This window comes from Streptococcus nasisuis (assembly GCF_040836615.1).
GTDB lineage: Bacteria > Bacillota > Bacilli > Lactobacillales > Streptococcaceae > Streptococcus > Streptococcus suis_V.
Genome location: NZ_CP162268.1, coordinates 2,041,083 through 2,067,071 on the forward strand (window position 1 = coordinate 2,041,083; position 25,989 = coordinate 2,067,071).

24 protein-coding genes, 1 pseudogene and 1 riboswitch are annotated in these 25,989 nt (G+C 46.0%); of the genes and pseudogenes, 8 read left to right on the forward strand and 17 right to left on the reverse strand.

The genetic code is table 11. The features are described 5' to 3' along the window. The first annotated feature begins 88 nt into the window (after positions 1–88). The 5 genes from AB1F57_RS10330 (at position 89) to AB1F57_RS10350 (ending at position 6,091) form a co-directional block, all read left to right on the forward strand. Positions 89–1,423, forward strand: a complete 1,335-nt coding sequence (locus AB1F57_RS10330; RefSeq protein WP_367986353.1) for a TrkH family potassium uptake protein — start codon at positions 89–91, stop codon at positions 1,421–1,423. 10 nt (positions 1,424–1,433) lie between these two features. Next, positions 1,434–2,099 (forward strand): TrkA family potassium uptake protein, encoded by a 666-nt coding sequence (locus AB1F57_RS10335; protein ID WP_367985715.1) that lies wholly within the window; start codon positions 1,434–1,436, stop codon positions 2,097–2,099. Between the two features lie 47 nt (positions 2,100–2,146). Beyond that, the gene (locus AB1F57_RS10340; protein WP_170239186.1) at positions 2,147–3,487 is read left to right on the forward strand and encodes an MATE family efflux transporter; all 1,341 of its coding nucleotides are present in this window, start codon (positions 2,147–2,149) and stop codon (positions 3,485–3,487) included. A gap of 58 nt (positions 3,488–3,545) precedes the next feature. Further along, on the forward strand, positions 3,546–5,564 hold the full coding sequence (gene recG / locus AB1F57_RS10345) for an ATP-dependent DNA helicase RecG (protein ID WP_170239187.1): 2,019 nt from the start codon (positions 3,546–3,548) through the stop codon (positions 5,562–5,564). A gap of 95 nt (positions 5,565–5,659) precedes the next feature. After that, complete coding sequence (locus tag AB1F57_RS10350; RefSeq protein WP_105136813.1) at positions 5,660–6,091, forward strand: NusG domain II-containing protein; 432 nt, start codon at positions 5,660–5,662, stop codon at positions 6,089–6,091. Between the two features lie 30 nt (positions 6,092–6,121). Here the strand turns inward: AB1F57_RS10350 and AB1F57_RS10355 are convergent, their stop codons facing one another. The 3 genes from AB1F57_RS10355 to AB1F57_RS10365 form a co-directional block, all read right to left on the reverse strand. Next, the gene (locus tag AB1F57_RS10355) at positions 6,122–6,565 is read right to left on the reverse strand and encodes a SprT family protein (RefSeq protein WP_367985716.1); all 444 of its coding nucleotides are present in this window, start codon (positions 6,563–6,565) and stop codon (positions 6,122–6,124) included. Next, a complete protein-coding gene (locus AB1F57_RS10360; RefSeq protein ID WP_367985717.1) occupies positions 6,552–8,708 on the reverse strand; it encodes a Tex family protein in 2,157 nt (718 codons plus the stop codon). Before AB1F57_RS10360 ends, AB1F57_RS10355 begins: the two co-directional genes overlap by 14 nt. A 193-nt stretch (positions 8,709–8,901) precedes the next feature. Continuing rightward, complete coding sequence (locus AB1F57_RS10365) at positions 8,902–9,411, reverse strand: QueT transporter family protein (RefSeq protein WP_167786293.1); 510 nt, start codon at positions 9,409–9,411, stop codon at positions 8,902–8,904. After that, positions 9,412–9,509, reverse strand: a riboswitch (PreQ1 riboswitch). Between the two features lie 29 nt (positions 9,510–9,538). Between AB1F57_RS10365 and AB1F57_RS10370 the strand changes: the two genes are divergently transcribed. Beyond that, the gene (locus tag AB1F57_RS10370; RefSeq protein WP_367985718.1) at positions 9,539–9,988 is read left to right on the forward strand and encodes a GtrA family protein; all 450 of its coding nucleotides are present in this window, start codon (positions 9,539–9,541) and stop codon (positions 9,986–9,988) included. A gap of 42 nt (positions 9,989–10,030) precedes the next feature. On the opposite strand, the gene ltrA is transcribed toward AB1F57_RS10370, so the two are convergent. The 11 genes from ltrA to AB1F57_RS10425 form a co-directional block, all read right to left on the reverse strand. Beyond that, positions 10,031–11,308: a group II intron reverse transcriptase/maturase gene (ltrA, locus tag AB1F57_RS10375; protein WP_367985719.1), complete on the reverse strand. Its 1,278-nt coding sequence runs from the start codon at positions 11,306–11,308 to the stop codon at positions 10,031–10,033. A gap of 565 nt (positions 11,309–11,873) precedes the next feature. Next, positions 11,874–12,617: a hypothetical protein gene (locus tag AB1F57_RS10380; RefSeq protein WP_167785957.1), complete on the reverse strand. Its 744-nt coding sequence runs from the start codon at positions 12,615–12,617 to the stop codon at positions 11,874–11,876. 92 nt (positions 12,618–12,709) lie between these two features. Continuing rightward, positions 12,710–13,633, reverse strand: coding sequence for a YihY/virulence factor BrkB family protein (locus AB1F57_RS10385; protein WP_367985720.1), 924 nt, complete (start codon positions 13,631–13,633; stop codon positions 12,710–12,712). 33 nt (positions 13,634–13,666) lie between these two features. After that, on the reverse strand, positions 13,667–14,527 hold the full coding sequence (locus tag AB1F57_RS10390; protein ID WP_367985721.1) for a methionyl aminopeptidase: 861 nt from the start codon (positions 14,525–14,527) through the stop codon (positions 13,667–13,669). Then, on the reverse strand, positions 14,524–15,096 hold the full coding sequence (locus AB1F57_RS10395; RefSeq protein WP_170238743.1) for a GNAT family N-acetyltransferase: 573 nt from the start codon (positions 15,094–15,096) through the stop codon (positions 14,524–14,526). The genes AB1F57_RS10390 and AB1F57_RS10395 overlap by 4 nt, the downstream gene beginning before the upstream one ends. 42 nt (positions 15,097–15,138) lie before the next feature. Further along, entirely contained in the window at positions 15,139–16,398 is a 1,260-nt protein-coding gene (locus tag AB1F57_RS10400; protein ID WP_367985722.1) for a UDP-N-acetylglucosamine 1-carboxyvinyltransferase, read from the reverse strand. 119 nt (positions 16,399–16,517) lie between these two features. Next, a complete protein-coding gene (locus AB1F57_RS10405; RefSeq protein ID WP_367985723.1) occupies positions 16,518–17,069 on the reverse strand; it encodes an NAD(P)H-dependent oxidoreductase in 552 nt (183 codons plus the stop codon). A 78-nt stretch (positions 17,070–17,147) separates the two neighbouring features. Then, positions 17,148–18,338 (reverse strand): methionine adenosyltransferase, encoded by a 1,191-nt coding sequence (gene metK, locus AB1F57_RS10410; protein WP_167785959.1) that lies wholly within the window; start codon positions 18,336–18,338, stop codon positions 17,148–17,150. Positions 18,339–19,260: 922 nt separating this feature from the next. Further along, entirely contained in the window at positions 19,261–19,728 is a 468-nt protein-coding gene (locus AB1F57_RS10415) for a cytidine/deoxycytidylate deaminase family protein (RefSeq protein ID WP_170238738.1), read from the reverse strand. Between the two features lie 12 nt (positions 19,729–19,740). Beyond that, on the reverse strand, positions 19,741–20,481 hold the full coding sequence (locus AB1F57_RS10420; RefSeq protein WP_105111268.1) for a CBS domain-containing protein: 741 nt from the start codon (positions 20,479–20,481) through the stop codon (positions 19,741–19,743). 1 nt (position 20,482) lies between these two features. Beyond that, entirely contained in the window at positions 20,483–21,517 is a 1,035-nt protein-coding gene (locus AB1F57_RS10425; protein ID WP_167785962.1) for a M42 family metallopeptidase, read from the reverse strand. 64 nt (positions 21,518–21,581) lie between these two features. On the opposite strand from AB1F57_RS10425, the gene birA reads away from it, so the two are divergent. Further along, positions 21,582–22,526, forward strand: coding sequence for a bifunctional biotin--[acetyl-CoA-carboxylase] ligase/biotin operon repressor BirA (birA, locus tag AB1F57_RS10430; RefSeq protein WP_367985724.1), 945 nt, complete (start codon positions 21,582–21,584; stop codon positions 22,524–22,526). Here birA and AB1F57_RS10435 read toward each other — a convergent pair. After that, positions 22,498–22,692 (reverse strand): DUF3272 family protein, encoded by a 195-nt coding sequence (locus tag AB1F57_RS10435; RefSeq protein WP_105123476.1) that lies wholly within the window; start codon positions 22,690–22,692, stop codon positions 22,498–22,500. The two genes, birA and AB1F57_RS10435, sit on opposite strands and share 29 nt — an antisense overlap. Before the next feature lie 149 nt (positions 22,693–22,841). Between AB1F57_RS10435 and AB1F57_RS10440 the strand changes: the two are divergent. Next, positions 22,842–23,657: pseudogene (locus AB1F57_RS10440) on the forward strand (IS630 family transposase). A 144-nt stretch (positions 23,658–23,801) separates the two neighbouring features. Here the strand turns inward: AB1F57_RS10440 and dnaX are convergent. Both dnaX and AB1F57_RS10450 read right to left on the reverse strand, forming a co-directional pair. Further along, on the reverse strand, positions 23,802–25,469 hold the full coding sequence (dnaX, locus tag AB1F57_RS10445; RefSeq protein ID WP_167785791.1) for a DNA polymerase III subunit gamma/tau: 1,668 nt from the start codon (positions 25,467–25,469) through the stop codon (positions 23,802–23,804). After that, positions 25,469–25,966, reverse strand: a complete 498-nt coding sequence (locus tag AB1F57_RS10450) for a GAF domain-containing protein (RefSeq protein ID WP_105137417.1) — start codon at positions 25,964–25,966, stop codon at positions 25,469–25,471. Before AB1F57_RS10450 ends, dnaX begins: the two co-directional genes overlap by 1 nt. Positions 25,967–25,989 lie beyond the last annotated feature (23 nt).

Below are 25,989 nucleotides of genomic sequence, written 5' to 3' on the forward strand. Positions count from 1 at the left end.
CTGCTTTCTCGCCACTTCTTTCCTTACTTTTTGGAAAAATTATGCTAAAATGGCTTCATATTTTATAGAATAGAATGGGGCTTTGAAAATGAAATTTTCACCTAGTCAACGGATTATCGCCAGTTTCCTAGCTGTAATTCTGGTTGGCTCATTTTTGCTCAGTTTACCAATTGCTCAAAAGGCTAGCTCTACTGCTAGCTACCTGGACCATTTGTTTACTACGGTATCCATGGTCTGCGTGACGGGGTTATTTACCAAGCCTGTGGCTGAAACCTACAACATGTTTGGACAATTGATTTGTATGGTCCTGATTCAAATCGGCGGATTGAGCTTAATTAGTTTTATCGGTCTCTTCTCCCTTCGAGGAGGACGGAAATTGAGTTTTGTCAATGCTTCTACCTTACAGGAGGCCCTGTCGCGAACGGACACCAAGCATTTTTCCAGCTTTATCAAATCTGTCTTTGCCTTTACCTTTGCCAGCGAGGCCCTGGGCGCCTTCTTCCTGGCCTTTCAATTTGTTCCAGAATACGGCTGGAAGGACGGTCTATTTTCTTCTGTCTTTGTGGCTGTCTCTGCCTTCTGTAATGCTGGTTTTGATAATTTAGGGGCCAGCAGCATCGTCCAGTACGCTGAAAATTCCCTCATCAATCTAACCTTGGCTGCTCTGATTATCATGGGCGGATTGGGATTTTCCGTCTGGTTTGACTTACGTTCTCAAATAGGCAAGAAATTCCACCACAGAAAACTCCATTTCCATACCAAGGTAGTGCTGGCTCTGACTGTACTCATTCTTGCAGCGGGGACAGTCTTAACCTTTATCACAGAATACAATAATCCCGCCACTATTGGCTCCATGTCGCTGGGCAACAAACTATTGACCAGCTTTTTCCAAACGGTGACCATGCGGACAGCAGGCTTTGCTAGTATTGATTATACCAAGGCCGAACCTATCACCCTCCTCCTCTATATCTTCCAGATGATGCTGGGAGGAGCCCCTGGTGGTACGGCAGGAGGTGTTAAAATCACAGCCTTCCTGACGCTTTTACTCTATGCACGCAGCGAAATTCTGGGGCTTCCCCATACTAATTTCAACCACCATACCATTGACCATCTGACCATCCGCAAGGCATTTGCAACCTTCATCGTCTTTATGTCTGTCTTTATCTTAGGCTTGGCTGGACTCAGTGTGACAGATGCTAAGCAACCTTTGATTTTCCTCATGTTTGAGGTCATGTCAGCCCTGGCAACGGTCGGTGTGACAGCCAATTTAACCCCCTTCCTCAGTTTGGCTGGAAAAGTTATCATCATGTTCCTGATGTTCTTTGGCAGAATCGGCCCTATCTCCATTCTAGTCAGTCTATCTAGTCACAGACCTGACAAGAAGGATAATTTACAATATGCAAAATCAACCATGATTGTTTAAAGGAGAATCCATGTCATCATTTACTATCGGTATTTTAGGTCTAGGCGTTTTTGGCACCACTATCGCTAAGACTCTACATCCCTACAACTGCAATATTATCGCCGTCGATAATCATGAAAATCAAATCAACCATTTGGAGCCCATCCTGTCCCGCGGTATTGTCGGAGATATCACTGATAAATCCCTCTTGCGGGCCGCAGGTATTGACAGCTGTGATACCGTCGTCGTCGCAACAGGTGACAATCTGGAGTCTAGCGTCCTAGCCGTCCTCCACTGTAAGGCACTGGGTGTTCCAAAGGTCATCGCAAAGGTGAAGAGCAAGAACGCTAAAGAGGTCCTCTTAAAAATTGGTGCTGATAAGATTATTTCACCAGAAAGAGAAACAGGAGTTTCCCTGGCCAAGCACCTCCTCCACCGCAATACGACGGACCTAGTCCAGCTGGATGGCAACGTGTCCATTGTTGAGTTTCACCCGCCGAAAAAATGGCTGGGCAAGACTTTGGCAGAGTTGCAACTGCGTCAGAACTACAAGATGAACATTATCGGCTACCGCCTCAAAACCACCAAGGAACTCAATATCCAGTTATCGCCTGACTATGTTTTCAATGAAGACGAGGTCATTATGGCTGTAACGGATCACAACACGGTCGATCATTTTGAAGAGTTCACAGGATAAGGTGACAAATTTTGACTGATTTATCATTCATATTTTAAGGAGATTATATGAACGATTTGACCAAGGGGAAACCCTTAACTGTTATTTTACAATTTGCTATCCCTCTCTTGATCGGCTCCTTTTTCCAATTAACCTACAATTTTGCTGATAGCATGATTGTTGGCCATACCCTTGGGACCACGGCCTTTGCAAGTGTAGGAGCCACTGTTGGACTGACATTTTTGATTCTAGGCTTTGCCCAAGGCTTAACTAATGGCCTCACCATTATTAGTGCCCAACGCTTTGGTGCAGGGGACTTGATTGGCCTCAAGAAAAGCTTTGTTCACGGACTTTTCTATGCTGCCATCGTTAGTTTGGTACTGACGACGGTCTCCCTTCTCTTTCTCCGCCCAACCCTGGAACTCATGCAGACGCCTGCTGATATCATCGAGCACGCCAACGACTTCCTTCTAGCTATCTATGGCGGAATGACCTTTACCATCTTTTATAACTATTTGTCCAGTGCCATCCGTAGTCTGGGAGATTCGCGAACTCCGCTTATCGCCCTCATCATCGCCTGCATCATCAATATCGGCCTTGACTTTTTCTTTATTTTAACCATGAAATGGGGCGTCTTCGGAGCTGGCTTTGCAACAGTCTTGGCCCAGGCCTTCTCCGTTATATTCCTCATCATTTACATCAAGAGAAAAATTCCCCATTACCACTTAAAACCAGGCGATTTGAAGCTTGAAAAAGAGGAGTTAATCAAACATGCCAATATTGGCTTTCCAATGGGATTACAGGCCAGCGTTATTGCAATTGGCGCCTTGACCTTCCAGGTCATGATGAACCAGTTGGGAACCGATGCCATCGCTGCCCAATCTATTGCCCTACGGACGGACCAATTGGCCATGTTGCCCATGGTGAATCTGGGACTGGCTATCTCAACCTTTACGGCCCAAAACTATGGTGCTAAACTATATGACCGCATTTTGGAAGGGGTCAAAAAGACCCTCTACATCAGTTTGGCCTGGTCTATCTTGTTCGCCCTTGTTCTTATCTGGGGAAATCGGTTCTTCTCAGGTCTCTTCATCGCAGACGCCAGCGAGACAGTTCTTGACTTGGCACTGGCCTACTACATCATCAATGCCTCCTGTTATTGGATTGTGGCCAGCCTCTTTATCCTTAGGAGCTTCATCCAGGGGCTGGGAAATGGTGCCGTACCTATGCTGGCTGGTTTCGGAGAATTGATTATGCGGGCTCTCGTGGCCATTGTTGGCCTCCACTATTTCGGCTTCAACGGCGTTGCGGCCGCTAATCCTGCAGCCTGGATTGGCAGCATTCTCGTCCTCATACCTAGTAGCCTGATTTACAGAAAACGGCTTAAACAAGCCATGGCAAACACCTAGTTCGACACTGGGTGTTTTTGTTTTGGGAAATTGGTCAAACTTTTGCTATAATACAAGCATGAAACAATTGAAGGATCCACTGTCTGTCTTGCCTGGAGTTGGGCCCAAGTCAGCAGAGAAATTTACAAAACTAGACCTCTATAGCGTGGAAGATGTCCTGTGCTACTATCCCTTCCGCTACGAAGATTACGAGACAAAGTCCATCTTAGAGCTTATGGACGGCGAAAAGGCCGTGATTATGGGGCAGGTCGTCACTCCAGCCAATGTGCAATATTATGGCTTCAAACGCAACCGCCTTCGTTTTTCTATCAAGCAGGACCAGGTGGTGGTAGCCGTTTCTTTTTTCAATCAACCCTATCTGGCCGACAAGGTGGAAGTAGGACAAGATATAGTCATTTGGGGTAAATGGGATAAAGCCAAGGCTAGCTTGACGGGAATGAAAATCTTGTCCCAGCAAGCAGATGATTTGCAGCCTGTCTATCATGTCGCCCAAGGAATTAGTCAGACCCAGCTGGTCAAACTGGTCAAGTCCGCCGTGGACCTAGGCTATTTAGACCTCCTGACTGAGAATCTCCCCAGCCCTATACTGGAACGCTACAAGCTCATGGGACGGGTCGACGCTGTTCGGGCCATGCATTTCCCAGAAGACTTAGACCAGTATAGACAAGCCCTGCGCCGTATTAAATTTGAAGAACTCTTCTATTTCCAGCTACAGCTCCAGCAACTCAAGGCGCAAAACCGTGACCAATCTAAGGGACTAGCCATTCCATTTAACCAACCAGCTGTCCAGCAAGCCATCCAGGCCCTCCCCTTCTCTCTGACCCAGGCTCAGAATCAGGTCCTGGAGGATATCTTAGAAGATATGAAATCCAGTCGCCATATGAATCGGCTACTGCAAGGTGATGTCGGTTCCGGAAAAACGGTTGTGGCAGGCTTGGCCATCTACGCCACTCACACAGCTGGCTTTCAATCTGCCCTCATGGTTCCAACGGAAATTCTAGCCGAGCAACATTATCAAAGCCTACAGGGGCTCTTTCCCAACTTGTCCATAGCCCTGTTAACCGGTAAAATGAAGGCTGCCCCTAGACGGGCCGCGCTCAAGGCTATCGAGGAAAATCAGGTCGACTTGATCGTCGGGACCCATGCTTTGATTCAGGATGCAGTCACTTATCATAAATTAGGCTTAGTCATCACAGACGAACAACACCGGTTTGGGGTCAAGCAACGAAAACTCCTCCGTCAAAAAGGGAGCAATCCAGATGTTCTCATGATGACGGCTACACCGATTCCAAGGACATTAGCCATCACAGCCTTTGGCGATATGGACGTCTCCATCATCAACCAACTTCCAGCCGGACGAAAACCCATTATCACACGCTGGGTCAAACACCAGCAGCTACCAGTTGTACTGGATTGGATGACAAAGGAGCTAAAAAAAGAAAGCCAGGTCTACTTCGTTTCTCCCTTGATTGAGGAATCCGAAGCCCTGGACTTGAAAAATGCGGTTGCCTTAACGGAGGAATTGAGGGACTATTTCGGCTCGAAGGCCACGATTGACCTCCTACATGGTAAGATGTCCTCCGAGGAAAAGGATAGTATCATGCAGACTTTCAAGGAAAGAAAAACAGATATCCTGGTCTCAACAACGGTTATCGAGGTTGGTGTCAATGTTCCCAATGCCAGCATTATGGTTATCATGGATGCGGATCGTTTTGGTCTCAGCCAGCTCCACCAGCTGAGGGGCCGGGTGGGTCGGGGAGACAAGCAATCCTACGCCATCCTGGTCGCCAATCCCAAAACCGAGTCCGGCAAGGAACGGATGAAACTGATGACAGAAACCACGGACGGATTTGTCCTATCCGAAGCAGACCTGAAAATGCGGGGCTCTGGTGAAATCTTTGGTACCCGCCAATCCGGTCTGCCAGAATTTCAGGTTGCCAATATCATTGATGACTATCCTATCCTAGAAGAAGCTAGGCGCCTGGCTAGCCAAATTACCGCTGAAGCCAACTGGCAAGAAAACCCAAGCTGGAGTATCCTGGCCCAAAACCTGGATATGAAAAATGAGTTGGATTAGGTATCATCAATTCAGCTACTCAGTTATAAAGCTGTCCCCAGAATAAAATCAATCCAGCAATTTACAAAGCTGGATTTTTTCTATACAATAGAGCTATGATGTTCAAGACTATTCTCAAGCAGCTAAAACTATTCGACTACCTGCTCATCGGACTGGCCCTGGTTCTGTCCTTCACACCTGCTATCCTCACCTATGCAGAGCTATCAGAGCAGGGACAAGAAGCAAAAATCATTGCTTATGTCCGCATCAACGGAGAGGTCGTGGATGAATTTGAACTAGCTGCCGATACCAAACATCAGGAAATCACCTATTATCCCAATCCTGGCCAATACAATATCATCGAAGTCGACGGTCAGAGTATCCGGGTCAAGGAAGACAATAGCCCGGACCAGATTGCCGTCATGACAGGCTGGATTAGCAAACCCGGTCAACTCTCCGTCTGCCTGCCCCACAATCTCATGATTGAAATCAAGGCCGTTGGGGGCGAACCTACAGAGGAAGAGGAAGAATTGATTTTACCCCTATAAAAAGAAAAACGAATCGTGATGACGAAACTATCATGATTCGTTTTTTAGCTGTTTTAGCATCCCCCTGCACTTGCCGCACCTGTATTTCTTGAGGTCAATCCTGCGCTTTCTCATGTAGACTTGACCACAGGCCGTGCAACTGTAGCGGGGATTTGGTTTCTGTGCTTGTGCTAATTTAGGTGCATAACGAAGTCCATCGACAACCTGTAAGAGTTCTTGAAAATCCCTATCCCCGTGGCGATAGCCCTTTTTCTCAAAATAGAGATGGTAATGGCAGAGCTCGTGGCGGACAATCTGCCGAAAGACCTCTAAACCAAACTTTTCCAGATGCTTGGGATTGAAGTCCAAGTGCCCATCCTGCGGGAAAAAGCGTCCGCCTGTCGAGCGCAGACGGCGATTCCAGATGGCTACATGATGAAATTCCTTGCCGAAGTCCTCTCTGGACACCAGCTCTACGTACTTAGTCAAGTCCATGAGGTTTCAAGAGGCTCAGACCGATGCGGTTGCGTTTTATATCTACTTCTGTCACCCAGACAGTGACAATTTCACCAACCGCAAGGATTTCACTCGGGTGAGGTTGCGCCATAAGACGACCTTTGCCGTCACGCTTACGTTTGACCATGCGGGAAATGTGAATAAGCCCATCTTCATGGACACCAATATCGACAAAGGCACCGAAATCCACAATGTTACGGACCGTTCCCTGCAATTCTTGACCGACTTTCAAGTCTTTGACATCCAAGACATCCTGACGCAAAACAGGGGCCTCGAAATCATCCCGTAAATCCCGACCCGGTTTGAGCAAGTCTGCGATAATATCTTTCAGAGTTTCCTGACCGATGCCCAAGGTTTCAGCCATGTCCGCAACTGACACCGTCGCTAATTTTTCCTGCGCAGCAGAGTCAAAGTAGTCGATAGCTAGATGTGCAAGCAAGTTCTCGACAGCCTTGTAAGACTCGGGATGCACGCCAGTATTATCCAAAAGATTAGTGCCGTTAGGAATACGCAAGAAGCCAGCCGCCTGCTCGAAAGCCTTATCGCCCAAACGCGGCACCTTTTTGAGCTCTTGACGGGTGGTCAGAGCGCCATGCTCCTCGCGGTACTTGACGATATTCTCCGAAATGGTCCTGTTGAGACCAGCCACATGGGCAAGGAGGGCGGGACTAGCCGTATTGACATTTACACCGACTTGGTTGACCACCGTATCGACGACAAAATCCAGACTCTCGGACAGAAGTTTCTGATTAACATCGTGCTGGTACTGGCCGACACCGATGGACTTCGGGTCAATCTTGACCAGCTCAGCCAGCGGGTCTTGGAGCCTGCGGGCGATGGAAATAGCAGAGCGTTTTTCGACAGTTAGGTCTGGAAATTCCTGACGGGCCAGTTCAGAGGCAGAGTAGACTGAGGCTCCGCTTTCATTGACGATGACGTAGGAGACCTGTGGGAAGTCCTTAAGCAAATCAGCAACGAAGCTTTCTGATTCGCGGCTGGCCGTACCGTTTCCGATGGCAATGATTTCGACTTGGTATTGACCAATCAGATTCGCCAAATCCTTCTTGGCTTGGGCAATCTGAGCCTGTGAGGCTGGCTTGACGGGGTGAATAACCTGCGTCGTCAGGAGTTTTCCTGTCTGGTCAACGACCGCTAGTTTTGCCCCTGTACGAAAGGCAGGGTCAAAGCCGAGGACTACCTTGCCCTTCAGGGGTGAAACCAAAAGCAGGTTGCGGAGGTTTTTCGAGAAGAGTTGGATGGCCCCTTCTTCCGCCTGCTCAGTCAATTCCGTACGAATACGGCGCTCCATAGCTGGGATAATCTTCTTTTTCAGGGCCTGACTGATAACTTCTTGAATATAGGCATTTTGCTGCGGAAAGCGCAATTCAAAAAAGCGGATCATCTTGTCCAGATTGTGCTGGAAACCGACCTTGAGAATGCCTAATTTTTCACCGCGGTTGATGGCAAGAGTCTGATAGCCTTGCATCTTCGCAATTTTCTCGGCAAATTCATAGTAGATTTCAAAGACAGCCTTCTCATCGCTGTCCTGGTCCTTGACTTCTGATATAAGTATGGAATTGGTCAGGATTTCATGGTAGACCCAAGCACGGAGTTTGGCGTCCTCAGCCAGAGCTTCCACGAGAATGTCCACTGCACCGACCAAGCAAGCGGTCGGCGTATCGAAGCCTTCAGTGACAAAGCTTGCCGCCTGAGTTTCTAAGTCTGCACCATACTGCAAAATCAAGCGTGCCAGTGGAAAGAGACCAGCCTCACGCGCCACCGTCGCCTTGGTCCGACGTTTTTCCTTATATGGCAGGTACAACTCTTCGACGTCCGCCAACTTTTCAGCCTCTTCAATGGCCTGACGGAGCTGGTCAGTCAGCTTGCCCTGCTCTTCAATCTTGGTCAGAACCGACGCCTTGCGGTCAGCCAAAGCCGTCAAAGCCTTATCTCGGTCAATAATGGCCTTGATAAGAACCTCGTCCAAATTACCCGTTGCTTCCTTGCGGTAACGAGCGATGAAGGGGATGGTATTGCCCTCAGCTGTCAGGGTCAATACCGTATCAATCTGTTTCAAACTTACACCCAATTCTTGGGCAATCTTCATGTATTTTTCTTCCATAAGCTCTATTATACCATGAAAAAAGGCATGACCAGCTCAAAAAGAGAGTCAAAGATTCGGTCTGCGGAGCAATTTTTATTGCTATAGTCCAGAAAATCGTATTGTCTTTAATTAACTGAATGAGCTCATTCTATCTTACATCCAAAAAGAGCCTGGACTTCAGTCCAGACCCTGCTCACATTAACTCGTTCTGTTACAAATTCAATCGCTTAGCCAATTTATCCATAATGACTGCCCCGACCAAGAGCGAAAGCAATTCCCCAGCCGCTGTTGTCAACCAGGTAAGGAAAAATGGTAAATCGTACAAGAACTTTAGCTCTAAAGCAATGGTAAACATGGTAAATGAGAAAAACAAGGAAAAATAGAGGAAAGCCTTATTGATCAAACCATTGAAAAGATATTGGTCCTTGTATTTTGAAAATAATTTCACACCAAGTGTCACGAAGATAAGAGTTGAAAAACCACCAACAAATAGATCAATGACCCCAAAGCCAATCAGATTGGCAATCATGCAACCGATAGTCACTCCGATGATGTATTTAGGATTGTAAAAGGCTAGAAAATTCAGCATTTCTGAAATCCGAAATTGAACAGCACCGAAGGATATAGCATTCAAGGGTGGTGTGAGGGTCAGAGCCACATAAATGGCCGCAACGATAGCAATCTCTGCCAGATCTCTGACAGAAAAGGTAGATGTCTTCATAAAAAATTCTCCTTTAGCGGGTTGACCGCCTGAAATATGCTTGGGTAAAGTGAGCAAGTCCCAAGGGTTGTATTTACAACATTTTCCAGTATAGCATAATTTTCAAAAAAATGATAGACTAGTTCTTATGAAAAAACTAGTAAAAACATTCTTAGAAAATGAAGTCATCCTCTATCTAATCGCAGGCGTCGCCGCAACCCTGGTCTATATCATCACGCGAACCAGCCTCTTTTACATCTGGCCCAAGATTTTAATGGTCACTCTGATTGCCAACACAGTTGCCATTCTCTTTGCCTTTTGGCCCAATGACCGCTATGTCTTCAAGCAGGAAAGAAATGGTTGGCAGGGACGGCTGGTCAAATTTATCGGTACCCGTATTTCTACCCTGGCCCTCGATATGGCTCTAGCCTATTTCCTGGTCGAAAAATTCCCTCACATCATCGGCCAATTTGTTCAACAGGACATTCAAAAAGTCAATGCTATCGCAACTGCTCTTTCGCAGGTCTTGGTCGTCGTCCTCAACTATGTCCTTAGTAAATTATTTATTTTTAAAAATCGAGTAGGGACTAATTTCTAGTCCCTCTCACACCACCGTGCGTGCCGTTCGGCACACGGCGGTTCAACTAACTTTTAACGCATGTCGTTTTAGATAATAATCTAGGCAATAAACCAGTCCACGTTTAGCGAGGACTGGTTTTGATATGGCACGTTTCAGTACAGACCTCTGAGCCACTAATTGATAATGGTCTCCCCAGCCAGATACTTTATCCGCTATCCACTTCGGTACTCCTAATTTGAGAAGTCCCCATAATCGCCTAGATTTCTTCTTCCATTGTTTCCAGATAATAACTCTTATTCGAGTTCTTAGTCGTTCATCAATGCTTTCCATGACTGATTTCATGTTCGTCATAGAAAAGTAGTTTATCCAACCTCGGATGACCCAGTTTAGTCGCTCAATTCGGCTGTCTAAGTCAATACTCCACTTACGGGCCGTTAGTTTCTTGAGTTTTCTCTTGAAACTCTGTGCGCTATCCTGATGCGGACGACTTTTCCAGCCCTCAGATGATTTCCAGAACCCAAATCCTAGGTACTTTAATTTGCTCGGTCTCACAATCTTGGTCTTGGTCATGTTGACTTTCAAACCTAATCGTTTTTCAATATAACGACAAATTGAATGCATCACACGTTTAGCCGCCGCATCACTACCGACTGTGATGACGCAGTCATCTGCGTAGCGAACGAAGCGAAGTCCACGATTTTCCAACTCTTTATCTAGCTCATTAAGCATGATATTGGACAGGAGCGGTGATAGGTTTCCTCCTTGTGGAGTTCCAACTAGTGTTTTATACCGTTGTCCGTTGATGACTACACCTGAATGAAGGTACTTACGAATTAAAGATTCTGTATCTCCATCTTGGATAATGTTATGAACAAGCGACATCAGTCTATCTTGAGGAACGGTATCAAAGAACTTCTCCAGGTCTATGTCTACTATCCACTCATAACCGTCATTAAGGTATTCTAATAACTGGATAATAGCTTGTTCGCATGACCGATTGGGTCTGAATCCGTAACTCCTCTCAGAGAAATAGGGTTCACAAATAGGACTAATGACTTGGACAATAGCTTGTTGTATCATTCTATCCATGACCGTTGGGATACCTAACTGACGGTCTCCGCCGTTAGGTTTGGGAATTTCAACTCGTAAGACTGGCTGAGGTTTGTACTTCCTCTGCTTTATGAGTTCTTTAGTTGAACGCCAGTGTTTGCGGAGATAGTCATCTATTTCGTCAATAGTTACGCCGTCAATTCCTGCTGAACCTTTATTGGCTCTAACTTGATTGTAGGCTTCAAGCATATTGGACCGAGATAGGATATTATCTAGTAACTGTGACATGTGCGTATTCCTTTCTTGTTTCGGTGTCTGAGGGACGTCTTATATTGGTGAACTTTCCTCTAGTCAATACGTGACCGCACCCAGTTCTATCAGACCGCTAGTTTTACAGACACAAGTGAAGTAGGTATACTTCGGTTAATTGTTCAGCCCTTCGCTCCACCTCTATTACAGAAGTTTCATCGCTACTATGGCCTCGGCTGACTTCTCATGATTCGTTGTTACTACGTCTTTGACGCTCATGAGACCTCACGGGATAAGTCGTACATCTTTCCTCGTTTACTCTCGTGATTTACGTCTATAGGTTACGACTACCTTTTTGGACTTTAGAGTTGTATGCCCCCTCATCCCCTATATACGCCTTGTTATCACGTTTCTGTTCGTAGAGCCACGATTTCGCTATCCCTTCCTCTCCCCGCTACCTCACGATAGTCAGGCTTGGGAGTCGCTTTGGGGTTCACCGGTAGCGGGTGTCCACGGAGGACTTTCACCTCAGATGTACGACATGCCCGTCGTACATACAAAATAGGTTTGGCGGGTCCAAACCTATTTGCTTTAAGTATCTAATTTATACATTCAAAAACTCTTCAAAAGTCAAAACAGCAATGAGCTTGGGTTGGTTGCTGCCATCCGGCTTGAATACCAGGGTCGTCCCTGCTGGAATATAGTAGCCATAGGCCTTGTCAAACTTGCCCTGGTGGGTAAATAAAATCGTTGATTTTCCAGCTTCAGGGACTTGAATGGTCCGATTCCGCAAGTTTTGTAAGGATTGCTCCAATTCCTGATCGTCAGAAAAATTCAAGGACCCTGTCAAATCTCGATTGATTTCCAAATTATCCCCGAATGCAGCCTGGGCATGCTGCCAGACGAAGTAATATTCAGAAGTAAGGATATGGTCAGCTTCTACCCCTAAATCCCGGTATTTTTGCCCATAGAGTCCCATCTTTTCTACGCTAGAATCAGAAATCCGCTGGCCATCATCGATAACCTGACCTTGTAGATTCTCCGGAACTGCTGTCAGCTCTCCGCCAGCCCCTGTATAGCGAAAAACAAAAACATAGCCTCCGTCTGACAGATTCTGACCCAAATTTGTAGGATTGACTACACTCGCAATATCCAAGGGTGCGGGGTCAGCCTCTAATGCTTGCTTTGAAGGCAATTGACTAGAAGTTTCAGCTGCTCCACTGCTTGAAGTCCCAGTAACAGCAGCTTCAGAATCTGATGATTGAGCAGAATTCTGACCTTGACTAAGCCCGCAGGCTACAAGAATCAAACTGAACAAGGATAAAAATAAAATTCGGCTAAATTTCATATCAACCTCCTGTATCCAACTTTTTTATAACTATATCACTAATTATTCATAAAATCCAGAAAAACGCACCAAAAAAGACCAACTCTCGCTGGTCATGTACTCTGCTTTCTTGTAAAAAATCTTTTCAGGGCCTTCCAGGTTTCTTTCATATCTCCCGACCGCTGTTCAAATTCGCCCTCCTGTCTGCTCTGGACAGTGGCATTGAGAACTGCTCCCACTATGAGAAGATGGCTCAAGAGAATGAACCAAATCATGACAACCAGAAAGACCAAACTAGTCACCAGGCGGACATCGACCATCTTATCTGCCGAACGCTGAACATAGGTCACCAATATATTCCCTAGACCAATAAAGACTCCCAGAACAAAAGCAGGTCCTGGCAAAACATAGCGTAGCTTGGGAATTTTTACATTGGGTAAAACATAGTAAAACATAATCAAACTAACCGCCAGGGCTAGATAAGCAATCCACTGGACCTGGCTAAAAATCCCCAGCAACCAATCATTGTCAATACCCAGATTGGACCGGATAAATTGGACAACGGCTTGGCCAAAGGTCAAGAGCGTAATGGACAAAATGAGAATGGTTTGGAGACCAAGCCCCATCAAGACACCTACAATCCGTGCAAGAATCACATTGCGGTGGTCTGTGACACCGTAGGCCTTGTTGACCGCCTTTTGCAAAATCATCATGCTCTTAGAGACCGTCCAGAGCGTTGTCATAATTGAAATTCCCAACCAAGAAGAGGAACGTTGGGTCAGGAGCAACCGCACCGTTGGCAAAACTGTCCCAGAAAACTGACTTGGAATAAATTCTTTGAGAATGGCCAGGATTTCTTCCACATCAAAGGGAAAGTAGGGCAGAAGATTAGCCAGAGTCAGCAAAATGGGAAAGCCTGAAATCAGCAAATAATAGGCCACTGCCACGCTGGTCAAATCCACCTCTGCTGATCGATAAAAAGCAAAGAAGGACCCGAAAAAGGACTTGACCTTTTCAAAAAGTGTTTCCTTCTTCATCTTCTTTCCTCCTTTTTTATAGCATGAGTCTGTTTAATAAGTTCCTTCTTCACCTTGACTAGTCAAGATAAGTGGACCATCTTTTGTAATCACAAATTGATGCTCATATTGACAAGATAAACCGCCATCCAAAGTTTTATGAGCCCAACCTGTTTTCATATCGGTGTCAATTTCCCAAGTACCTATATTGATCATAGGCTCGATAGTCAAAACCATACCTTCACGCAAGCGAAGTCCACGACCTTTTGTTCCGTAGTGAGGCACCATTGGTTCTTCGTGGAAGGTTGGACCAACCCCGTGACCAACCAAGTCACGGACTACACCGTAGCCGAGACCTTCGGCATATTCTTGAATCGCTGCGCCAATATCACCAATCCGATTGCCAACAACAGCCTGCTCCATTCCACGATAGAGACATTCTTTAGTCACTTCCATCAGCTTAGACACTTCTTCGGACACCTGACCAACTGCGTAAGCCCAGCAAGAATCCGCCACACCACCGCGATAGCTTTGGGTGATTTTCTTCATGGCTGCTACATCGTTAAAATTGAGCTTTGACACATCGACAACTGATTTGTCCAATGGCTCACTCAGAACCATGTCCACCTTGAGCAAATCGCCTTCTTTGAGCTTGTAATGACGCGGAAAGGCATGAGCCACCTCGTCATTAAGACCACAACAAGTGGCATAAGGATAGTCCATGATTTCGCCATCTACACCGATTTGAAGGGGCAAAACATTCTTTTCCTTACAAGTCTTTCGGACATATTCTTCTACTTCCCACATGTCAACGCCTGGCTTAATCAGCTCACGCAAGCCGATATGCACTCCAGCCAAGACGTCTCCTGCACGATTCATGGCATCAATTTCACGCTGTGATTTAATGGTAATCATTGGTTCTCCTCATTGAATTCTAATCTAAAGTCTGCTTTTTTCAAGCTAAATTTCAGGTAGTCCCGCGTCTTGTGACTATAACGGTCACTCCCGCGATAGTGGTCAACCTGCACAAAGCCAGCCTTTCTGGCCACAGCCTGACTAGCAGCATTTTCCAGATGGGTGATGATGGTCAGCTCACGCAAGCCCAATTCATAAAAGGCCAAAAAGACTAGGTTGCGCACGGCCTCTGTCATCAGACCCTGCCTCCATTTTTCTTTTTTAAGGAAATAGCTGAGCTCCGCAGTCAGCTTGCTCTCGTCCATTTTTTCAAAACAGAGCGCACCGATTAGCTGCTGGGAAACCTTGTCCACCAAAGCCCAGTTGCCCAAGGGTTGGCGCATGAATTTCTCCACCATGGTCGCTACTGCCAAGTTCTTGTCGGGCAAAGCCGGAAAAATGAAAGGCATGTTTGCTGGCTTAGAAACCATCTGGTAAAAATCATCCCCATCTTCGTAGCGAAAAGGCCGTAAGATGAGGCGTTCTGTTTCAAATCTGGCAGTCGCTGCCAAGCCCATCCATATAGTCATCATCTATCTTGAGAGGCTGGAATGACTTCCAGCCTCCTTCTTTTATTCTTCTACTAGCTGGATGTCCGCACCCAGTTCTGTTAGTTTTTCGATAATATTGGAATAGCCCCGAAGGATAAATTCAATATTGGTGATCTCTGTCCGCCCTTGTGCCATCAAACCAGCGATGACCATGGCCGCACCTGCACGTAAATCCGTTGCTTTAACAGGCGCTCCAACCAAATTGTTTGGACCTTCAAAGGCAATGTGATTGCTGCGGGTCATGATTTTGGCACCCATATTTGACAATTCCTGAACATGTCCGACACGTTTTTCGTAGATTGTATCGGTAATTGTCCCAGTCCCCTTTGCCTTGAGCAAGAGTGGGGTAATGGGTTGCTGCAAATCCGTCGCAAAGCCTGGGTAAGACGCTGTTTTTATGCTAACTGCCTTAAGCTGCTCCTGTTTTTCAACAAAGATGCTATCCTCAGAAACAGTCATCCGAACGCCCATTTCCTCCAATTTGGCAATGAAACTTTCCAAATGTTCGTAGAGCACATTGTCAATGCGGATACCTGCACCAACTGCTGCTGCAAGTGCAATATAGGAACCTGCTTCAATCCGATCAGGAATGACTTGGTGACGGGTACCATTCAAGCGGTCAACACCTTCGATGGTAATGATGTCTGTACCAGCACCGCGAATATGGGCCCCCATGTTGTTCAAAAGAGTTGCTACATCAATGATTTCTGGCTCACGCGCCGCATTTTCGATAACTGTCCGCCCTTCAGCCTTGACAGCCGCCAAAATGGTATTGATAGTCGCGCCAACACTGACAACATCCATAAAGATATGAGCCCCACGGATACGAGAACCATCCGTCGCCAAACGCATATATTCGCCCTCGTAGGTCGTTTCAGCGCCCATAGCAGCAAATGCTTTCAGATGCAAATCAATGGGACGGGGCCCCAGGTCACAACCACCTGGTAGACCAACCACTGCCCGTCCAAAACGACCTAACAGCGAACCGTAGAAATAATAAGAGGCCCGCAGACTATTGATTTTCCCGAAAGGCATGGGCATATCCTGCACACCACGCGGGTCAATCTCAAGAGTTTCGCCGTCACGTTTGACCGTTGCTCCCATAGTCTCCATTATATCAATCAAACTATCTACATCGGAAATAGCTGGCACACCATCCAGAGTTACAATCCCATCCGATAAAATAATGGCTGGAATCAATGCTACAACAGAGTTCTTAGCACCACTGACTGTAACAGTCCCTTTTAAAGGTTTCCCGCCCTGAATTACAATTTTTCTCATACTAGAATTTCTCATTTCTAACTTTGCCCAAAAAGGCATACGTTTTATTTTACCACAAGCTTAGTGAAAATGCTAGTTATTTGAAATGAAAAGGGTAGCCCTTGCAGGCCCCCTTTGCTTTAATCGAATATTCTCTGGATACGCTCTTCTGCATCTTGCAAGTAGACTTCCAATTCATCCCGTGTCAAATAAGGCACACGGCCATAAAAAACATGGCCAAGAACTTGGGCGTCATTGCTATTGAAGAGCCAATCAGAGGTCAAAAACTTCATGGCTTGGTCAATCGGTGTCAAGCTGCCATCTGCATTCTGCGGTTGCCCTGTTGGAGTAAAGAACATGGCTTTTTTCGTGGAAAATAGCTGGCGCAGTTCATCGGATTCAAAGCTGTAGGCAAATCCATGCTGAAAAACACGGTCAACGTAGCCTTTCATGATAGCCGGCATCCCATTCCACCAAGACGGAAAAATGTAAACCAGCAAATCACTCTCCGCAATCAAGTCCATCTCAACTTGAACATCAGCTGGATAGGCAGCTGCATCGCGAACAAACTGACCATTTTCAATATGGATGGCATCCTCTCCACGCAATACAGGATCAAAACCCAGCGCATACAAATCACGCACAGTCACTTCTATCCCATTTTTGCGTAAAGCCTGCTCAACCCGCGCCACCAAGACATGGTAAAACTTTCTTTTCGAGGATGAGCAAATACAATCAGGGCTTTTTTCATCACAAGACCTCCCTATCAACTAGGCCAAAGCCTCTTTCAAAGCATCCACCTTATCCAGTCGTTCCCACGGAAGGTCAATGTCTGTCCGTCCCATGTGTCCATAAGCCGCCGTCTGCTTATAAATCGGACGCTTTAGGTCTAACATTTGGATAATTCCCGCTGGGCGCAGGTCGAAAATCTGACGCACAGCCGCCTCTAATTTGCTTTCAGAAACAGTGCTGGTGCCAAAGGTATCAATACGGACAGAAACAGGCTGGGCCACACCGATAGCATAGGCTAGCTGGACTTCTGCCTTCTTGGCAAATCCTGCCGCGACAATATTTTTGGCAATATAACGGGCTGCATAGGATGCTGAACGGTCAACCTTGGTCGCATCTTTACCAGAAAAGGCACCTCCACCATGACGAGCATAACCGCCATAGGTATCCACAATGATTTTACGACCAGTCAAACCAGAGTCACCTTGCGGACCACCGATCACAAAGCGCCCTGTAGGATTGATAAAGAACTTAGTTTGATCATCCAGATAATTTGCCGGAATAATCGTTTTAACGACCTGCTCAATCACATCTTGACGAATTTGTTCTTGACTGATTTCTGGGTCGTGCTGGGTCGAAATAACTACTGTATCAACACGAACAGGCTGATTATTTTCATCATACTCAACAGTTACTTGAGACTTGGCATCTGGACGAAGATAAGCAATTTCGCCTGATTTTCTCAACTCTGCCAAGCGACGAACCAACTGATGACTCAGTGAAATTGGCAAAGGCATGAGTTCCGGCGTTTCATCTACCGCAAAACCAAACATGAGCCCTTGGTCACCTGCCCCAATCAAATCGAGTGGATCTTGACTGGCATCTTGACGTGCCTCCAAGGCTTCATTAACCCCTTGCGCAATATCCGGTGATTGCTCCACCAATGACGGGTGCACCCCGACTGATTCTGCAGCAAAACCGTATTCGCCCTTGGTATAGCCAATCTCAGCAATGGTATCGCGCACCACGCGGTTAATGTCCACATAGGCTGTGGTCGAAATTTCGCCAAACACATGGACAGAACCTGTGTAAACAGCTGTCTCTGCTGCCACGTGGGCATCTGGATCCTGGGCTAAAATAGCATCCAAAATAGCATCTGAAATCTGGTCAGCAATCTTATCCGGATGCCCCTCCGAAACTGACTCAGACGTAAACAACTTACGTTCTGACATAAAAATGTCCCCCTTTTAAATAAATCTTGTTTGCTAAGAATTTCTGTTTTCCGATAGTTTCCTAAAGCGGTGCAGGCCGAAAGCGATCTCCTGCGGAGTTCCATTTCTTTTTGGCAAACCTAAGTCTTGCCAAGCCCTAGTCATAGGATGTAAACATTCTATGACTTTCACCACGGCGGAAACTATCCCCTTGCGACTTCGTCGCATATTCAACGAAATTTCCTTAGCGGGTTACGACACGAATCCGAGAAAATCGATATTATTTTCTTGGAAAAGTTAGTAAGCCGCTTAGGAAGACCGCAGGATAGTGGTTTCCGTAGAAAATACGGAGCTTGCGACAGAAATTTTCTTAGCGGGTTAAAAAGTTACAAAGAACCAGTCGTTTACGACTGGTTCTTTGCGAGATTTCTTTGAAATCGGGCAAGGAAGATGATTTACATTTCTACAAATCATTGACCAGTGTTCAGACTGCCTTTTCGGGACTTAATAACCCCTCTAGTATAGCACATTTCTTACCGAAACATGACCTTTTTAACAAATAAATCGTAAAAAAAGAGTTGCATCCTTACAACTCTCAGAACGTAGACAGACTATACTCTAAGTAAATAAACTGAGTAGCTCTGCTAAGAAAAAATTAAATTTGATTTATTTTGCGAGCTGAGCGAGTCTAAACCGAGACTTTCCGCTGTGCTTAGACAGTCTGGGAGACTGTCTAAGGTGGGAAATCAAGAAAGTGAAACTTTCTCACTGCTCAGAGTATTTGAGACCTTAGGCTCAAATGCTAGGTATGGAATTCTGAAGGTAGCTCAAACAGTCTGGGAGACTGTTTGAGGAGTAAACCCAGAAACAAGAAAGTTTACTACCGTCCGACATCACCTCAGGAAAGTCCGAAAGGAGACTTTGTCTACAAACTCTTCCTCTTCTATATAAATTCTGCATCTTGAATGGCCTGTTTGACATCTTCTAGTGGCAGATGAACCAGTTCACAGCCCTTCTCCTTGTAGAGATAGTGGGCATAGTCGTCCATACGGTACTCATTGATATAAACCACTCGTTTGCAGCCCACTTGCAGGAGCTGTTTGGAGCAATTCAGGCAGGGGAAATGTGTCACATAGGCAGTAAATCCTTTGGGGATACCTCGCTCTGCTCCTTGCAAAATCGCATTGACTTCTGCGTGGAGGGTTCGGGCACAGTGACCGTCTATCATCAGGCATTCTTGTTCCAAACAATGCTCTGTACCAGAAACCGAACCATTATAGCCTGTCGCAATTACTTTATTGTCCTTGACCAAGACCGCACCGACCTTGGCACGCTTGCAGGTAGCACGATTGGCAATCAAAAGCGCCTGCGCCGCAAAATATTCATCCCAAGCTAGACGATTTGTTGACATAACATATCCTTTCTATTCATCCAACAGCCGGTAAATTTCCGCCAAATCCTGCGCCGTGATAATGCCAATCAGATCTTCTGGAGACTGAATATTGCCATGACCTTGGCGACTGACCAAGATGGTCGTCCGCTTGCGGCTTTCAAAATGGCTCATCACTTCATAAAGGCTGGTTTTGGCAGAGACTTGCACCACGCGAATACTGTCATCTTCACAGGCTAGGACATCCGCTAGGCTGGCCCGCTCCAATTTTTCTCGGATAGAGCCCGTCTCCTTGCTAGCCTTGGCAAGCCAGTTGGTCAATCCCTTGTCCGAAACCAAGCCTTGATAGGTATTTTGAGCGAAGATAGGAAATTTTGAAAAATGCTCCCTGTCCACTACTTCCAAGGCCTTAATCAGCTTGTCAGAGCCTTCAAAGGTAACAGGCTTGACTTTCTCAATCTGGCGCAAAAAGTTACCAATCGTCATGGGTTCTTGGTACTGGGCGATGACCTTTTCCAAAACCGCAATCAACTCCTGCGAAGGCTGGGCCACCTCCTGCAAATTGGTGCGATTTTCATGGACCAAGAGATTACGGAGCTGACGAGCTACATAAAGCTTGTCCCAGTTGGCCTCGACTGGATTGTGAGGGCTGAGTTCCTTGGCCTTGGCAAGCATGGATGCTACGTCGGCGTATTCACCATCTGGAACCTTGCAGACCTTGCGCAAGATTTTATCCAAGTCATTAAAGAGCTGTAAAAAACGTGTTTCACTCATGTTAGTCTACCATGTGCGACTTGAGATAGGCATCGACCATACGCTCAGTCGCCTGCACAGAGTCCAAATGGGTACGCTCGTAGGAATGGCTAGACTCAATTCCTGCACCCAGAAGGGCGTGTTTAACATCTGCACCTGCTCGCATAGCCGCAGAAGCATCTGAACCATAGTAAGGATAAATGTCTAATTTGTAAGGAATGTTTTCCTTCTCAGCCAAGGAAACGAGGTGCTGACGCAGTTCATAATGATAAGGACCGGAGCCATCTTTGACACAGATAGAAACCGTGTATTCATCCGTCTGCTGGTCGTCTCCCATCGCTCCCATATCAACCGCTAGGTACTCTACAACCTTATCTGGTAGGCTAGAATTAGCACCGTAGCCGATTTCTTCATTATTTGAAAAATAAAAATGGGTGGTGTAAGGCAGGGTGATACCCTCTTCCTTGTAGGTCTTGAGCAGGTTGATGAGAATGGCTGCCGAAACCTTGTCATCCAAATGGCGGCTCTTGATAAAGCCAGTCTCTGTAACCACCGTACGCGGATCAAAGGAAATGAAATCTCCGACTTCAATACCCAAAGCGCGCGTCTCATCCGCAGAGCTTACTTTTTCGTCCAATCGGATTTCCATATTGGTCTGATTGCGCTCGGCGGTATTGGCATCGCGGTAGACATGGACAGAAGTCTGGTGCATGAGAATGGTCCCCGTAAAGAACTTGCCGTTTTTCGCACAGTGAATCAGGCAGTTTTCACCTTCAATAGAAGGGTAGCCAAATCCTCCCACCAAATCCATTTTAATCCGACCGTCTGGTTTAATAGCCCGAACCATTGCTCCGAGTGTGTCCAGATGAGCAGTGACAATGCGGTGTTGCTGGTCACTTTCCCCCAGCACCGAAACCAGAATGCCGCCTTTAGCAGTCTTGGTCGCTTGATAGCCGAAGGACTCGACCTCGCTCTTGATATAGTTCATAATGTCCGTCGTAAAGCCCGTTGGCGACGGTGTATTGGTTAATTTTACAATATAATCTACTGTTTGCATGGAAACCTCCTGTTTGTAAGGCTATTATACCACTTTTAGCCATTTATTTTGCTATAATGAAAGCATGAAAACCTATCAAAAAATTTATCTTCTTTTGGTCGAGCGACAGGATTATATCAGCGGTGAAGAAATTGCTCAAGAATTGGGGGTCTCTCGGACTTCGGTTTGGAAAGCGATCCGCCAGCTGGAAATGCATGGATTGACCATCGAGGCTGCCCGCAATCGAGGTTACAAGCTGGTGGAAGGCGATTTGCTCTTGCCGGATGTGATTGCTGAGACCTTGCAGATTCCTGTCTACATCAAGGCCGATAGCGACTCTACCCAATTGGACGCCAAACAAGGTATCGAAAACGGTCACCCCATCCCTGCCCTCTATCTGGCTCCCCATCAAAACAAGGCCAAGGGTCGGTTCGGGCGCCCATTTTACGCCTCAAAATCCGGTGGCATCTATATGTCTCTCAGACTATCGCCCAATGTTCCCTTCTTGGAATTCAAGCCCTACACCATCTTGGTGGCAGCCGCGGTTGTAAAAGCTATCCAAGAATTGAGCGACTTGGACGTACAAATCAAGTGGGTCAATGATATTTACCTGGGCAAGAAAAAAGTCGCTGGCATCCTGACAGAAGCCATTTCTTCCATGGAAAGTCAGACCATTACAGACGTCATCATCGGCGTTGGCATCAACGTGCATATTGATGATTTTCCAAAAGAGTTGAAAGAAACAGCAGGAAATCTCTTTGAGGACCAACCACCCTTTACCCGAAATCAACTCATCACAGCCATCTGGCAGGCCTTCTTCCACACAGATGAGCGGGAATTGATTGCCCTCTATAAAGAAAAATCACTTGTCGTTGGCCAACAAGTGAGCTTTGTCGAAAATAATGTGACTTTCAAGGGCACAGCCATCGCCGTTACCGATACTGGAAACCTGGTCATTCAACTGGACAATGGCAAGGCCAAAATGATTTCTAGCGGAGAAATCAGCCTTTCTTCTTGGACGGACCATTAAAGAGGCGTATGAATTGCGTAACCTTATAGGCAAAATGAAGGTTGCGGATGACGATAAAGGCATAGATGCCCGCAATCAAAAAATCCCCAGCCAAAATCGAGGCATTCATAAAATAAGTCGCTAAAATCGTAGTCAATGCTAAAAATAGAAAATGTGATAGTTTCATACAATAGATTATAGCAAAAAATTCAGACAATGGCTGATTTTTGTGTCACAAACATCTTTCATGTCAAAAATCTCCAATTTGCACAGCCCGACATTGAATTTTTATAGCACAATGAAACAAAAACAGTACATCTGTGGTATAATGTACTTATGGCATATTCATTAGATTTTCGTAAAAAAGTTCTCGCATACTGTCAGAAAACTGGCAGTATTACTGAAGCATCTGTTGTTTTCGATATTTCACGCAACACCATCTATCAATGGCTAAAATTAATGGAGAGTACAGGCGAGCTTCATCACCAAGTTAAGGGAACCAAACCAAGAAAAGTTGATAGAGAAAAATTAAAGAACTATCTTGAAGCTCATCCAGATGCTTTTTTGACTGAAATAGCTTCTGAATTCGGCTGTCATCCAACAGCTATTCATTACGCTATCAAAGCTATGGGATATACTCGAAAAAAAAGAGCTGTACCTACTATGAACAAGACCCTGAGAAAGTAAATCAGTTCCTTAAAGAATTTAATAACTTAAGTCACTTGACACCTGTTTATATTGATGAAACGGGGTTTGAGATATATTTTCATCGAGAATATGGTTGATCTTTGAAAGGTCAGTTAATCACTGGTCAGGTCTCTGGAAGAAGATTCCAGCTGCTATCTTTAGTTGCAGGTCTAATAAACGGTGAGATGATAGCCTCGATGACCTACAAAGAAACCATGACTAGTGACTTTTTCGAAGCTTGGTTTAAAACATTTTTACTACCCACTTTAGATAGACTATCTATTATCATTATGGACAATGCAAGGAGCAGGGGCATAGACTTTTACCACTTCCTCTCCTCCTTACTCACCTGAGTATAATCCCATTGAGAAAACATGGGCTCAAATTAAAAAACACCTCAGAAAAGTATTGCCAAATTGCGATACTTTTTTTGAGGCACTTTTGTCCTGCTCTTGTTTCAATTAATTATACAACCAAGAAACTTCTCAGCTCTTTATCATGGAAAACGATAAACTTGTAAAAACCAAATCGTAAGAAGAAACAAAAATCAATCACGGCAACAAAATGATAGACTGCCTTGATTGATTTTTTTTATATAGCAGAGAAGTTCTAATCCTCCACAATTTCCACTGTGTCTGCCAAAAATCCAAATTCCTCTGGCACGGGGCTTTCTTCTTTCTCAACAGTTTGCGCCTTGGCTCCTTTGGCCTTGGCTGAAAATTCCGCCCGAATGGACAACCAATCTTCGTGGGCGATGGCCAAGATTTGCGGTGAAAATCCGGCAGCCTTGCTGAGAATATTGCCAAACATGGTATTGAGATTGTCCCGTTTCATGGTTTGTTCAGCATTAAGCGGGGACTCAAAGGCTAAAATTGCGTGATTTTCATTGGCCGCAACCGGCTGTGAACCGACTAGCAAGGCACGGTCTGCACCGGACAAACTCTCGATAATCTCGCCCCAGGCATTTTGTAGGCGGGTCAAATTTTCACGCGCCTGAGCTGGATTTTCCATGGCCTCTTGCAAAATAGCATGAACCTTACTGGTGTCTAATTTGTATTTCTTAGGTGCCTGTGACTTGCGGGAAACCGACTTGACTTGGACAGGCTGACTAGATAAATTAGCCAATTGTTGCTGCAAGTCTGCCACCTGCTGCTGGAGCTTGGTCAATTGCTGGGCCAAATCGTCTGGTAGCTCTGCCATTTCCCAAAAAGACGAACTATCCTCAGCCAAGCGAATGGTCATCATCTCTGCGTAAATCTTGGGCTGGGGACTGGTCTTAATGTCGCTCAAGCCCTTAGTCACCTGCTCAATCATGGCAAAAATCCGCGCTTGAGGCAGGGCCAAATTTTCCGTAAAACCTACGGTTAAGTGCGTATCCTCGCCACCGGTCTGAACCACGAGCATGTCCCGCAGATAATGGAGCAAGTCCGTCGCGAACCGGCTCATGCTCTTGCCTTGGTCAAACAAGGTCTGTAAGTGACTAAGGGCCTCTAGGCTATCTGCTTGACGAAGGCTGGTCACATAATCATCCAACGCCTTCAAACTGATAGAGCCTGTGATTTCCTCAGCGATAGCCAGGGTGATTTCTTGATTGGGACTGAGACTGAGAGCCTGATCGAGGATTGACAGGGCATCCCGCATCCCACCTTCTGCCCGACGGGCAATGACAGTCAGAGCTTGGCTGTCAAAGGCAAGACCTTCCTTGGTCAAAATTGCCGCCAGATGCGCCTGAATGTCGGTCACCTTGATAGACTTAAATTCAAACCGTTGAACCCGGGACAAAATGGTCGCTGGAATTTTGTGCAACTCCGTCGTTGCAAGGATAAAGACCACATTTTCGGTCGGTTCTTCCAAGGTTTTCAAGAGGGCATTAAAGGCTCCAGTCGACAGCATGTGCACCTCGTCGATGATATAGACCTTATAGGTCGCAAGGCTAGGTGCGTAGGTCGATTTGTCCCGAATATCACGAATTTCATCGACACCATTATTGGATGCCGCGTCAATCTCAATCACATCCTCCAGACTTCCTTCGGTAATGGCCCGACAGATATAGCAGTCATTGCAGGGCTCGCCATTGACTTGGTTGGGACAGTTCATGGCCTTGGCAAAAATTTTAGCAGCGGAGGTTTTTCCTGTTCCCCGAGGGCCTGAGAAAAGGTAGGCATGGCTGATTTTTTCCTGTTCGATGGCCTGCTTGAGCGTGGTCGCCACAACTTCCTGCCCAACCATTTCCTCAAAGGTCTGGCTCCGGTATTTCCGATATAAGGCTTGATACATTAGCGCTTTTCTCCAAACATAGCAAAATTCCAATTTGTCTTGTCCACTAGGAGGGCGACAAATTTCTCAAGGTATTCTTGGTCAATGGCATCATAATCCGCAACCAGTCTGGAATCCAAGTCCAGAACGCCCAAGAGCTGACTGTTTTTCACCATAGGCACCACGATTTCGGACATGGCTGCCGCATCGCAGGAGATGTAGTTAGCGTGGGTCCGGACATCGTCTACGATAATGGTCTGACGTTTCTCTGCCGATTCCCCACAGACACCCTTTCCAAGGGCAATGTGAACGCAGGATACGCCACCCTGAAATGGCCCCAAAATCAATTCCTGCCCATCATACAAGTAAAAACCTGTAAAGACAGATTGAGGCAAAGCTTGATTGAGCAGAGCCGAGGCATTGGACAAATTAGCTAGCGCATTGGTTTCTCCGTCGAGGAGGGCTTCAAATTGAGCCAGCAAGAGTTGATACTGTGCGATTTTTTCTTGATTTTTCATAGAATTATTATAGCACAGAATGA